The organism is Nonomuraea sp. NPDC050556, assembly GCF_044457355.1.
Taxonomy (GTDB): domain Bacteria; phylum Actinomycetota; class Actinomycetes; order Streptosporangiales; family Streptosporangiaceae; genus Nonomuraea.
Window position 1 is genome coordinate 945,993 of the sequence record NZ_JBITGU010000002.1, and the last position, 11,740, is coordinate 957,732.

General features: G+C 71.1%; 10 protein-coding genes. 3 read left to right on the forward strand and 7 right to left on the reverse strand.

Annotated elements, in window-relative coordinates; all coding sequences use genetic code 11:
* Positions 1–130: 130 nt before the first annotated feature.
* From ACIBG8_RS22500 to ACIBG8_RS22510, 3 genes are all read right to left on the reverse strand, one after another.
* On the reverse strand, positions 131–1,756 hold the full coding sequence (locus ACIBG8_RS22500) for a hypothetical protein (protein ID WP_397344833.1): 1,626 nt from the start codon (positions 1,754–1,756) through the stop codon (positions 131–133).
* An 83-nt stretch (positions 1,757–1,839) separates the two neighbouring features.
* The gene (locus ACIBG8_RS22505; protein ID WP_397344834.1) at positions 1,840–4,002 is read right to left on the reverse strand and encodes an acyl-CoA dehydrogenase; all 2,163 of its coding nucleotides are present in this window, start codon (positions 4,000–4,002) and stop codon (positions 1,840–1,842) included.
* 212 nt (positions 4,003–4,214) lie between these two features.
* Entirely contained in the window at positions 4,215–5,060 is an 846-nt protein-coding gene (locus tag ACIBG8_RS22510; RefSeq protein ID WP_397344835.1) for a hypothetical protein, read from the reverse strand.
* A 67-nt stretch (positions 5,061–5,127) separates the two neighbouring features.
* Here ACIBG8_RS22510 and ACIBG8_RS22515 point away from each other — a divergent pair, with 67 nt between their 5' ends.
* A complete protein-coding gene (locus ACIBG8_RS22515) occupies positions 5,128–6,531 on the forward strand; it encodes an AMP-binding protein (protein WP_397344836.1) in 1,404 nt (467 codons plus the stop codon).
* A gap of 10 nt (positions 6,532–6,541) precedes the next feature.
* The gene (locus ACIBG8_RS22520; protein WP_397344837.1) at positions 6,542–7,582 is read left to right on the forward strand and encodes a S1C family serine protease; all 1,041 of its coding nucleotides are present in this window, start codon (positions 6,542–6,544) and stop codon (positions 7,580–7,582) included.
* Here ACIBG8_RS22520 and ACIBG8_RS22525 read toward each other — a convergent pair.
* Positions 7,548–8,714, reverse strand: a complete 1,167-nt coding sequence (locus ACIBG8_RS22525) for an MFS transporter (protein ID WP_397344838.1) — start codon at positions 8,712–8,714, stop codon at positions 7,548–7,550. The genes ACIBG8_RS22520 and ACIBG8_RS22525 overlap by 35 nt on opposite strands.
* Positions 8,715–8,772: 58 nt before the next feature.
* Between ACIBG8_RS22525 and ACIBG8_RS22530 the strand changes: the two genes are divergently transcribed.
* On the forward strand, positions 8,773–9,723 hold the full coding sequence (locus ACIBG8_RS22530; protein ID WP_397344839.1) for an ArsR/SmtB family transcription factor: 951 nt from the start codon (positions 8,773–8,775) through the stop codon (positions 9,721–9,723).
* Here the strand turns inward: ACIBG8_RS22530 and ACIBG8_RS22535 are convergent.
* From ACIBG8_RS22535 to ACIBG8_RS22545, 3 genes are all read right to left on the reverse strand, one after another.
* Positions 9,707–10,609 (reverse strand): hypothetical protein, encoded by a 903-nt coding sequence (locus ACIBG8_RS22535; RefSeq protein WP_397344840.1) that lies wholly within the window; start codon positions 10,607–10,609, stop codon positions 9,707–9,709. The two genes, ACIBG8_RS22530 and ACIBG8_RS22535, sit on opposite strands and share 17 nt — an antisense overlap.
* A gap of 61 nt (positions 10,610–10,670) precedes the next feature.
* Positions 10,671–11,174: an OmpA family protein gene (locus ACIBG8_RS22540; RefSeq protein WP_397344841.1), complete on the reverse strand. Its 504-nt coding sequence runs from the start codon at positions 11,172–11,174 to the stop codon at positions 10,671–10,673.
* Positions 11,158–11,727 carry a hypothetical protein gene (locus ACIBG8_RS22545; protein ID WP_397344842.1) on the reverse strand — a complete coding sequence of 190 codons (570 nt, stop codon included), beginning with the start codon at positions 11,725–11,727 and terminating at the stop codon, positions 11,158–11,160. The genes ACIBG8_RS22540 and ACIBG8_RS22545 overlap by 17 nt, the downstream gene beginning before the upstream one ends.
* Positions 11,728–11,740: the final 13 nt, after the last annotated feature.

Below are 11,740 nucleotides of genomic sequence, written 5' to 3' on the forward strand. Positions count from 1 at the left end.
TCCTTCCAAACTGGGGTGGCGCAGTGTGCAGAGGCTAGAACGTGATACAGGTCATAATCCACACTCTTCGTCAAACCGTGATAAAGCAAGTTACCCTCTGGTAAGTCACGAAATCTGACGTTACTGCAGCTCAACGGCGCAACAACAGCACCTCTCGACCCTCGAAAATTGGGTCCCAGGTGGGGAGCATCGACCGGAACATGTTCTCGTTTTCAACGACCAGCACGTAGCGCACGCCTGCGGCGTCGAGCGCCTCGGCGAGGTGGCCGGTCGCCATCGCGGCGCCGATGCGGCCACTGAGCGGATCCTCGCCGCGCACGGTCAGCCTGGTGCCGTCGGATCGGCCTACAAGCAAGGAATCGTTCCAGATCACCTGGCGGGCGAACAGCTTGGTGGCGGGATCGAGCATGATTCGCCCGCCGTTCCAGGCGAAGGCCCGGTGCGCGCCCCACGGCAGCGAGAGGAGGGCGCCCGGGGTGGGGTCGTCGTTGACGATGCGCTGCACCTGGCGCCAGTCGTCGGGGTAGTCGACCGCCGCCATGCTGCCGAAGGCGCCCAGGGCGAAGGTGGGGAGGACCAGGAGGGGTACGGCCAGCGCCATCGCACCCGCTCTGGGCACGAGGGCGGCGAAGCCCATGGCGGCGGCGAGCACGAGGGGGGCGAGGTAGAGCTGCCCGTCGCGCAGCGGCCCGAAACCGGACCACAGCCCGATCAGGCCCTTCGGTACGGCAGGCCACAACGCCCCGACCACCGCGACCCCCAGCCCGACAACGGCCGCGACCGCCAACCCCGCCCACCACGAGGGCCGCTGCCCCCTCTTTGGAGGCGACCCCTCTCCGGAGGGCAACCTCTTCATGGGGGGTGTCCCCTTCATGAAGGGTGATCCCTCCTCGCGAGGGTGGCGGCGGAGGGCGGCGAAGCCGGTGAGGGCCACCAGGGCGAGTGTCAGGCGCGCTGTGGCCAGCCACCAACCGTCCTGACCGGGAACCCCTGCCTGGGCGTTCCAGATGCCTCCCAGGGACAGCAGGCTGCCCACCACGCCGAACGGCCCGTCGGCCCGCGCCGCGAAGGCGTCCACCCCCGCCGGGTCCGTCACCGCCGGAGAGGCCAGCGCCGGGACCAGCCACGGCAGGCTCAGCACCACCATGACCCCCACCGCCCAGACCGCCCGCCACCCGCGGAGCAGCAGCGCCACAGGCAGCACGGTGAGCGCAGAGACCAGCATCGCCTGGAACCCGCCCACGGCGGCGGGCAGCAACGCCACCGCCAGCCGTACGACGGAGAAGGGACGGGCGGCGACCGCCTTCACCGCCCACGGGAGCCCGGCCACGCCGAGCAGCAACGCCCACTGCCCCAGGAGCAGTCGCTGGGCGAGGTAGATGTTCCACGCGTAGAAGACGGCGGCGGCCAGCCGGGGCACCGTACGGCCGGACGGCACGAGCGCGGCGGCCCCACTCGCCGCCAGCACGAAGATCGCGAGCAGCAGCCCCTTCTCCACCAGCGGCGAGGGCAGCACAGAAGAGAGCAGCGCCGCCACCTGGTCGCTGGGCACCGCACGCGGAAATCCGCTACCGGGGAGCACGAAGGGCGGGTCGGGCACGAAGACCAGGTCGTACCGGAGCACGAACCCCGGCAACAGCGCGGGCCCCAGCGCGAGCACACCGAGTGCCAGGCCGAGCAGAGCAGGCAGCAGCACGGGGAGACGCCCGGGGAGGCTCGGGGCCAGGCGGCGGGAGAGCCGAGGACGCGCCGTCATCACCACCCCCGCATGTCCTGGAAATTTGCAGACATGCGCAGGTTAGCGGCCCGGGAGCGATACCCGGGCCGCCCCAACCGCGCTCAGTCGCGCGGCAACCCCAGCATGCGCTCGCCGATGATGTTGAGCTGCACCTCCGTGGTGCCGCCGTAGATCGTCATGGCCCTGGTCGCGAGCACCGCCCGGTTCCAGTAGCCGGGGTCACCCAGCTTCACGTCCGCTGCCACGACGGAGGCCGCGCCCTGAAGGCTCACCGCCGTCTCCGACACGTGCTGCGCGTGCGACGTCGACAGGAACTTCCGCACCGAGGCGTCCGCCCCGGGCTCGGCCCCCGCGAGCTGCTTCAGCGTCACCCGGAGCGACAGCGCGTTGATGGAGTGCCCCTCGCAGATCACGTGGGCCAGCTCCACCTCCTCCACCGGCGTCAGCGTACGGCCGAGCCGTGAGACCAGCCCGAGCAGGTCGGGCACCGACGACCCGGTGCCGCCCGACCCGGAGGACAGCGAGACGCGCTCGTTGGACAGCGTGTTGCGCGCCACCCGCCACCCGTCGTTGACCTCGCCGACCACCAGGTCGTCAGGCACGAAGACGTCGTCGAGGAAGACCTCGTTGAACAGGTTCTCCCCGGTCATCTCGGTGAGCGGCCTGACGGTGACGCCCGGCCCCTTCATGTCGACCAGGAAGTAGGTGATGCCGTCGTGCTTGGGCTTGGAGGAGTCGGTGCGGGCGATGCAGATGCCCCACTCGGCGACGTGCGCGACGGACGTCCAGATCTTCTGCCCGTTGAGCTTCCAGCCGCCCTCGACGCGCTCGGCCTTCATCTGCACGTTGGCCAGGTCGGATCCGGCGCCGGGCTCGGAGAAGAGCTGGCACCAGATCATCTCGCCGCTGAGCGTCTTGGGCAGGAAGCGCTCCTGCTGCTCGACGGTGCCGTAGGAGGCGATGGACGGCACGACCCACGCGCCAATGATCATCTGAGGCAGCTTCACGCGGGCTGCCTTGAGCTCCTGCTGGATGAGGACCTGCTCCAGCGGCTTGGCGTCGCGGCCCCACGGCTTGGGCAGGTGCGACATGACGAACCCGCGCGTGGCGAGCGCGCGCTTCTGCTCCTGACCCTCGAGGGCCGCGATTTCGGCGATCTCGGCGGCGATCCCGGCACGCAGCGTCTCCGCGTCGTCGGGGAGCTCGACCTCCATCTCCCGAGACACCCCCTGCAGCGCGAGCGCGGTCACCGAGGCGGCCCACTCCGACGAGGAGCCGAGCAGGGCGCGCAGGGTGAGGGCGCGGCGGTAGTAGAGGTGCACGTCGTGCTCGAAGGTGTAGCCGATGCCGCCGAACGTCTGGATCGCGTCCTTGGCGCACTGCACGGCCGCGTCCGGGGCCATGACCCCGGCGATCGAGGCGGCGAAGGACAACTCCTTGCCCGAGGCGCGCGTGGCGTCCCAGACCGTGGCCCTGGCCTGCTCCAGCGCGACCAGCATGCGCGACAGCTTGTGCTTGATGCCCTGGAACTGGCCGATCGGCCGCCCGAACTGCTCGCGGACCTTGGCGTACGCGGCAGCGGACGTCACGCACCACGACGCGAGCCCGACCGCCTCGGCGCCGAGCAGGATCGCGGCGAGGTTGAGCACGTCAGGACCCTCGACGCCGTCGAGCACCCGGTCGGCTGGCACGGTGACGTCCGACAGCTCGACCTTGGCCACCGCGCGGGTGATGTCGAGCGACTTGACCGGCGTCACGGTGGCGGCGGAGGCGTCGACGGCGATCCAGTCCTCGCCCTCGTCGGTGAACACGGGGAGCACCAGGATGTCGGCGAGCGCGCCGCCCAGCACCGGCTCGGCCGTACCGGAGACGACCAGGGAGCCGTCCTCGTTCCGGGTGCCGTTCAGCGCGGACGCCAGCGCAACCGCGCCGGTCACGGAGCCGTCGGCGAGGCCGGCGAGCAGGCCGTGCTGCTTGGAGGCGTGGATCACCGCGCTGGCCAGGACGGTCGGCACGTAGGGGCCGGGCGCCATCCTCTCGGCCAGCGCCTCGATCGCCACAGCCGTCTCCAGCAGGCCGTAGCCGGAGCCGCCTGACTCCTCCGGCAGGTGCAGACCGAGCAGGCCCTGATCGGCGAGCCCGGACCAGAACGCGGGGCGCCCCCCGGTGTCGGCCCGCACCACTTCGGCGGGGATGTTCCGTTCGGCCCAGCCGCTCACAGAATCGCGGAGCGCCTCGTGCTCCTCGCTCAAACCGATCGCCATGTGTCCATCCTCCAGCGGGGTTCCCGTAGTGCCAGAACCATATTCTAGAGGATACTTCTATGCGAGACGTAGACGCCCTTCCCAAAGACTTCCCAACAACGCGGGACCTCTCCCGGAGCCCAACAGAATGACCCACCCCCTCACAGAGGTGCGGCGCGGATGCGTCCATGGTCTTTCTGGCAGAGCTCTACATTGGTCTTTCTGACAGGGCTCTACAGGGGACGTAGCCCCTCGACGAGGGTGTTCAGATCGCGCCAATGGTCCTTGCCCGAGTCCGGGATCGTGGCCAGCACCATCGCGGGCTTGGTCTTACCCACTTCGACCACCGCGACCACGGCCTGTGAGGTCTTGTCGCCGTAGGAGACCTCGAACCCGAGCACCCACCCCGTCCCCGTCGCGAGCTTCTGTGAAGCGTTCCACGTGACGTCCGAGTCGGCCGGGAACTGCGTGCGCACCGCCCACTGCGCCGCCCGAGCCGCCAGCGCGCGGTAGTCGGCCTCGCTGGACGGCTTGGCGGGCGTCGCCCCGGGCAGCATCGCCGAGGCGATCATCGTGTGCGGCTGCGCGACCTTCCCCGACCGCTGCGCGATCGTGAACGGAGCGTACGACTTGAGCTTCCACGGCTTCCCCAGCCGCGGATACTCCACCTTGGACTTCTTGTCCGAGACCGTCCCCACGACCTTGGTGGCCGTCCCGGGCAGCGCGGCCAGCGGCACGCCGGCGGGCACCGGCGGCAGATCCGACCCGGGCACGCTCTCCGAGGCCGCCCCCGACTGCGAGATGCCGACCGCCTTGGGCTTGTCGCCGGAGAAGAGCGTGAACACCAGCACGACGGCCAGCACCGTCACCAGGATCGCGCCGACCAGGTAGGCGGTCTTCATCGAGACGTCGCCGAGGCGCCTCTTGGGAGGCGGCGGCGGAGGCAACGGCGGAAGCGGCGGCAGCGGACGCGGGATCCTGACCGTCTCGTCAGCGGGCAGGACGACGCGCTGGAACGGGGTCGTTGGGGCCTCGTAGGAGGGGTGGTAGGGCTCCGGCCCGGTGTTGTGGTCGCCCATGAAGTTGAGATTACGTCACGAGAAGTACCTCTTTGTGAATAGAACGACATTCTGTAGGGTCCCTCGCATGAGGGGCTTCTACGAGATCGCCGCCGCCGACCCCAGCCGACCCGCCGTCCTCAGGCCGGAGGTGTCGTACGGCGAGCTGCTCGCCAGAGCCAACCGCGCCTCCAACGCCATGACCGAGCGCGGCATCGGTCCAGGGGACGCCGTCGTCACCGTCCTGCACAACGGCCTCGACGCGCTCACCGTGATGCTGGCCACCTACCAGCTCGGCGTCTACCACGTGCCGGTCAACTGGCACTACACCGCCGAGGAGATCGACTACATCGTCGCCGACTGCGGCGCGAAGCTGGTCGTCACCGGCGAGCTCCCGCTGTCCGGCGACGAGGAGGCCCCGGAGCACCGCCGCGCCGGGTCGATGATGCTCTACACCTCGGGCACGACCGGCCGCCCCAAGGGGGTCCGGCGCAGGCTGCTCGACCTGACCCCGGAGGAGCTGCACCCGATCCTGGTGCGCAAGAGCTACCGGCACTTCGGCCTGCCGTTCGGCGGGGTGCACCTGGTGTGCTCGCAGCTCTACCATTCGGCACCGTACGGCCAGGCCATGATGGCGCTGCACTCGGGGCACACGATCGTGGCCCCCGAGCGGTTCGACGCGTCGCGGACGCTCCGTGACATCGAGGCGTTCGGAGTCACCAATGCCTTCATGGTGCCGACGATGTTCCACCGGCTGCTCGCCGTACCGGATCGCGAGAAATACGACCTGTCATCGCTCACCCACCTCTACCACGGGGCCGCGCCGTGCCCGCCCGCGACCAAGCAGGCGATGATCGACTGGGTCGGGCCCGTCGTGTGGGAGTACTACGGCTCGACCGAGGCCGCCGTGGCCACGATGGTCTCCTCGGCGGAGTGGCTGGCCAGGCCGGGCACCGTGGGCAGGGCCATCGACGGGATGCGGTTCGTCATCGTCGGCGACGACGGCGAGGAGGCGGCGCCCGGCCGGCCTGGGCTGGTCTACATCGGCGGGATCAACCGCTTCCAGTACCACAACGACCCGGCCAAGACCGCCGACGCGATGCGCGGGCAGGACTACACGCCGGGCGACATCGGCTACCTCGACGACGACGGCTACCTGTTCCTGCTCGACCGCAGGACGGACCTCATCATCTCGGGCGGCGTCAACATCTACCCGGCCGAGATCGAGGCCGTGCTGCTGGAGCACCCGTCGGTGGCGGACGTGGCGGTGATCGGCGTGCCGGACCCTGAGTGGGGGCACAAGGTCGTCGCCCTCGTGCAGCCGTCGGGAGAGGTGACCGAGGGGCTGACCGCGGCGCTGCTCGCGCACTGCGAACCCCGGCTGGCCAGGCTGAAGCACCCCCGGGTGATCGAGTACCTGGAGAGCCTCCCGCGGACCCCCACAGGCAAGCTGAGCAGGAAGAACGTGCGCGAGGCGTATCTTTCTGGGTAGGTAACGCCGCATGTGGAGGACTTGCGCAGCCATCGCGCTACTACTCGTCGCGGGTTGCTCGGCGCCCGCACCCACCGCTGCCACGCAGACGCCCTCGGCCTCCGCCCCGGCGGTCGAGCCGCAGTCGCTGGAGGCGGCCTACGAGCAGGTCATCACCCAGGTGCTCCCGTCGATCGTGCAGATCACCACGAAGGTCGGGCTCGGCTCCGGCATCGTCTACGACTCGGCAGGGCACATCGTCACCAACGCACACGTCGTCGGGGAGGCGACGGAGATGGAGGTGACGCTCGCCTCCGGCGGTACCGCGCGCACCGCGAAGCTCGTCTCGTCGTTCCCGCAGGGCGACCTCGCAGTGATCAAGGTGGACGACCCCAGCGGGCTGCGCCCGGCCAAGTTCGGCGACTCGTCGAAGCTGAAGATGGGCCAGATCGTGTTGGCCATGGGCAACCCGCTCGGCCTGTCCGGCAGCGTCACCAACGGCATCGTCTCCGCGCTGGGCCGCACGGTCAGCGAGCCGCAGGGCGAGGGGTCGCCCGGCGCCACGATCCAGAACGCCATCCAGACCTCGGCAGCCATCAACCCGGGCAACAGCGGCGGCGCGCTCGTCGACCTGCTGGGCCAGGTGATCGGCATCCCGACGCTCGCGGCCACCGACCCCGAGCTCGGCGGCGGCGCCGCCCCCGGCATCGGCTTCGCCATCCCGAGCAACACCGCGACCGACATCGTCGGCCAGATCATCAAGGACGGCAAGGTCACCAACAGCCACAAGGCCGCGCTCGGCATCAGGGGCATGACCGTGGCCGGCGCCGACGGCTCCCCAGCGGGCGTCGGCGTGGCGCGGGTGGAACCGGGCAGCGGCGCCGAGCAGGCGGGCATCAAGTCGGGCGACGTCATCACCTCGGTGAACGGCACGCCGACGCCGACCATGCAGGCGCTGTCCGAGGTGCTGTCCGGGCTGCAACCAGGCGACCAGGTCAAGGTCGAGCTCACCCACCCGGACGGCTCGACGGACACCGTCACCGTGACGCTGGGCGAGCTGAAGGTCGAGTGAGCCCTGGCACCAGGGCCGCCGTCACCGCCAGCGAGGCGACGGCGGCCAGCGCCATGGTCGGCGGCACCGGCAGCACCTCCGCGACCGTGCCGGTGAGCGCGGCCGCCAGCGCCTGGCTCGACTGCATGCCGCTGCCCGCCAGCCCGAGCGCCTGACCGCGTATCGCCTCGGGCACTGCGGCGACGTACCACTCCTGCGTCCCGAGGTGCCCGGCGAAGCCGAACGAGGCCACCGCGACCAGCACCGCGCCGAGCCACGGCCCCGGGCTCAGGAAGAAGACGAGGTACGGCACGCCGAGCAGGACGTAGAGCGGCGTGGCGAGCCTGACCCGCTGCTCCGGCGTCGTCCAGCGGCCGATCACCAGGTCACCGGCGAGCATGCCGCCCGCCGCCGCCATGAACATCACGCCCGCGTGCTCGCCCGCGAAGGGCACGTAGAGGGCCTCGGCGCCGACGATCAGCCCGTTGGGCACCCACTGCACGAGCAGCAGCCGACGCAGGCGCCGGTCGGCGAGCAGTTCCCTGACCCCGGCCATGGACGGCCGCGCCGTCGAGCGCGGCGCCCGCCGCCGCAGCCCCGCGCGGAAGACCACGGCCAGGACGACCTCCAGGACGGCGGCAGCCCACAGCCCGGCGCGCGGCCCGACCAGGGCGAGCAGCAGCCCGGCCCCGCCGAACCCGGCGATCTGCATGCCGCCGACCGCCAGGTTCAGCGCCGACCTGCCCAGCACGTACCCGTTGCCCGGCAGCACGTCGGCGGTGAGCGCCATCCCGGTGGCCCGGCTGACGGCGTCGAAGAACCCGGTGGCCATGACGACGGCGAGCGCGCCCCAGATCGGCAGCGCGCCCGACGCGACCAGGGCCAGTGAGGCGGCCCGCACCAGGCACCACCCGGCGAGCACGGCGCGCGGCGGCAGCCGGTCGGCCAGCGAGCCGAGCACCACCGATCCGAACGCCTGGGGCAGGAACCCGGCCAGATACGCCATGGCCGCCAGGAAGGGCGAGCCGGTGTCGGCGTAGACGAGCGTGGACAGGCCGAGCGTGGCCATGGTGCCGCCCGCGACGCTGAGCGTGGTGCCTGCGAAGAGGGTCCTGAACTCGCCGATGGCGAAGACTTCGCGATAGGTCCGCATGGGTCAGAGGCTCGTACGGCCCGGCCCGCGCGGGCTATTGTTTCGTCGGGAGGCGAAAGTGGCCTACTTGGAGTGCACTCCGGAGGACCTCGCCAGAACCAGGTTCGGCCTGTCCCCGATGTCACAGGTCGTCGGCGCCATCTGGGCGCTTTCCGGCCACGTCGCGCCGGGCATCGCCCCGTGGACGGCCCGCGTGCGCGACCGCTACCTCGCCCTGCGCGCCGCCGACCCGGTGCTCCACGCGCTGGAGCGGCTGCTCGGCTACACCGACTACGTCCCCGACTTCTTCTGCGTCCCGCCGTCGAGCATGGCCACCACCTTCGAGGAGGAACTGCGTGCCGTACGGCTGACGCCCTTCTCCCGCGAGCGTGCCGACCTCGTGCTGGCCCACGGAGGGCGGCCCTTCGACACGGCCTTCGACGAGCCAGGCCGGGTGGCCGACGCCTTGGAGACGGTCTGGCGCGAGCTGCTGGCCCCCGGCTGGCCCAGGCTGCGCGCCCTGCTGGAGCGCGACGTCGTGCAGCGGGCGGGCAGGCTCTCCGTGTACGGCTGGGAGCGGGTCTTCTGGTCCCTCGACATCGACATGGTGACCGAAGGCGACAAGATCCTGCTCGGCAAGGACCACGGCCAGCCTCGCCACGTGCTGGGCGGGGTCGGTGTCGTGCTCATCCCCAACGTGTTCGGGATGCGCTGCCACTACCTCGACCCGCCGCGCGCCTACGGCCACACCTACCACGCGCTCGGCGCGGCCGCCCTGTGGGAGGACGACGCACCGGCGCCTGGCAGCCTGGTGGCGCTGCTCGGCAGGGGCAGGGCGACCGTGCTGCAGGCGCTCGACGCGCCCGCGAGCACCAGCCAGCTCGTCGCCCGCCTCGGCATGACGCTCGGCGGCGTCGGCGACCACCTCGCGGTGCTGCGCAGGGCCGGTCTCGTGACGCGCAGCCGCAGCGGGCGCAACGTCCTCTACGCCCGCACCCCGATGGGCGACGCCCTCATCGACCACACCTAGCGCAGGCCGGGCGGGTGATCCGGTAGTAGGCGACCGACGCGACGGCCAGCCCGATCCCCCACAGCACGTAGCCGGGCACGGCCACCCACATGAACGCGGGCTCCTCCAGCGCCCCCTCGACCGTCTCCCGGATCATCTGCGTCATGCCGACCCCGAAGTAGGCCAGCAGCGCCACCGCGATCGCGAACCCGGGCCCGACGACCAGCCAGCGCGGCACCCGCCGTCCGGCCAGCGGCAGCACCCAGCGCGGCCAGACCTTGCCCCACCCGTGCGCCAGCGCCAGCGGCAGCAGCACCCCGCCGAGCAGGAAGCCCGCCTCGAAGACCAGCAGGGCCGGGCTGTCGGTGTAGGGGATGCTCACCCCCATGGTCGTCTGCGCCACGATCCTGATCAGACACCCCGCCACGGCCGCGTAGGCGCCGGCGTAGGCCCAGCGCGGCGTCGACTCCAGCCGCGGGATCCCCACGCACCGCCCGCACCCCTCCCGCGTGCGGCGCATCCACGACAGCGCCGTCGCCGCCGTGAGCAGCCCGACCGACAGGCACGCGCCCCTGCTCAGCAGCCCGGGAACGTCCTGCGGGATCCCCAGGCCGGGCAGGATGCCGCCGACCACGTCGAGCAGGAACATCGCCGCGGCGGAGACGAGCCCGATCCCGATCAGCCAGGCGGCCACGATGAGCACCCTGCGCCCACCGCTCGCCCGCAACCCGGCGACCACGGCCGCGGCGGCGACGCACAACACGATCACCAGCCAGGCGGGGAACGTAAGGTCCCGGCCGAACACCCAGGCGGGCGCGTGCCCAGCCGCCCAGTAACCCTGCAGGCCCGCGTAGGCGAGCGCGCCGACCAGTGCCGCACGCGGCACCCAGACCATCCATCGCGTCATGCCTCCACCCTCGCGCGGGCACGCGCGCGTAGGCTCACCCGCGCTGGGGAGGCGCCTCCCCCTACGGGGTGAAGATGATCTCGACGCGGCGGTTCCTGGCCCGGTTGGCCGCGCTGGGCCTGCCGTCGACCACGTTGGGAACCCTCGGCTTGGCCTCGCCGTACCCCTTGGCCTCGAAGGTCAGTCCTGGCAGGAGAACGGCCAGCTCCCGCTGCACGGCCAGGGCCCTGCGCTGGGACAGGCTCACGTTGTAGGCGTCTGCGCCCTGGTCGTCGGTGTGGCCCTCGATCCTGACCGTGCCCGCCGTCCTCACCTTCCGCGCCACCTGCTTCAGGCGCAGCTTGGCCTTGGGCGTCAGCACCCACTTGTCGAGGGCGAACAGCACGTCGCTGGTCAGCGCGACGGTGACCTCCTCGCCCTCGGTGGACTCCGTCTCGCTGCCGTCGAGCGAGTCGACCACGGCGATGACGTCCTCAACGGGGGCGACGACGTCCTCGACGGGCGCGGTCGGGTCGGCGCCCACGAGGAGGCTCACCGCCAGGACCAGGCTAGGAAATCGGAACATCGGTGAACACACCCAGCACTCGGAGATCCACGTTGACCTTGGTGACGTCCTGCGGCGGGGCGGCGAACGTCGCGTGGTGGGAGAGCATCTCGCCCGGGTCGGTGTAGACCTCGTAGTCGGAGCACAGGCACTTCGACCTGGGGTAGGTACCGGTGCGCGCGACGCGGTAGATCTTGCCGTTGGCGGTGTCGACCAGATTGACTCCGGCGACGGTCAGCCCCATGTCGTCCATGCCCATGCTGCTGGTCATCTCCCAGTTCTCGCTGCCGACGTTGGTGACCGTCCAGGTGAGCGTGGCCAGCTTGCCCTCGCGCTTGAGCCCGGTGATCTTCACCTCGAGCTCGGTCTTGCCCGACTTCAGCTTCCGCTGGGCGATGGCCTTGCCCTGCTCGGGCTGCGCGGTCGCCTGCTCCTTGGGCGGAGGAACCGTCGTGGCCGCGGTGGTCACGGCCTGCTTCTCCTCGCCGCTGCCGCCGCTCTGCGGCTGGCCGGGGAGCATCCCGCAGCCGGTCAGCGCAGCAGCCAGTACGGCCAGCGCCAGCGTCCTTCGCATCGTGTCGTCACCT

Excerpts from the sequence above, each read along its gene's own strand:
- ACIBG8_RS22500 (WP_397344833.1), bottom strand. The coding sequence starts at position 1,756 with ATGACGGCGCGTCCTCGGCTCTCCCGCCGCCTGGCCCCGAGCCTCCCC.
- ACIBG8_RS22505 (WP_397344834.1), bottom strand. The coding sequence starts at position 4,002 with ATGGCGATCGGTTTGAGCGAGGAGCACGAGGCGCTCCGCGATTCTGTG.
- ACIBG8_RS22510 (WP_397344835.1), bottom strand. The coding sequence starts at position 5,060 with ATGGGCGACCACAACACCGGGCCGGAGCCCTACCACCCCTCCTACGAG.
- ACIBG8_RS22515 (WP_397344836.1), top strand. The coding sequence starts at position 5,128 with ATGAGGGGCTTCTACGAGATCGCCGCCGCCGACCCCAGCCGACCCGCC.
- ACIBG8_RS22520 (WP_397344837.1), top strand. The coding sequence starts at position 6,542 with ATGTGGAGGACTTGCGCAGCCATCGCGCTACTACTCGTCGCGGGTTGC.
- ACIBG8_RS22525 (WP_397344838.1), bottom strand. The coding sequence starts at position 8,714 with ATGCGGACCTATCGCGAAGTCTTCGCCATCGGCGAGTTCAGGACCCTC.
- ACIBG8_RS22535 (WP_397344840.1), bottom strand. The coding sequence starts at position 10,609 with ATGACGCGATGGATGGTCTGGGTGCCGCGTGCGGCACTGGTCGGCGCG.
- ACIBG8_RS22540 (WP_397344841.1), bottom strand. The coding sequence starts at position 11,174 with ATGTTCCGATTTCCTAGCCTGGTCCTGGCGGTGAGCCTCCTCGTGGGC.
- ACIBG8_RS22545 (WP_397344842.1), bottom strand. The coding sequence starts at position 11,727 with ATGCGAAGGACGCTGGCGCTGGCCGTACTGGCTGCTGCGCTGACCGGC.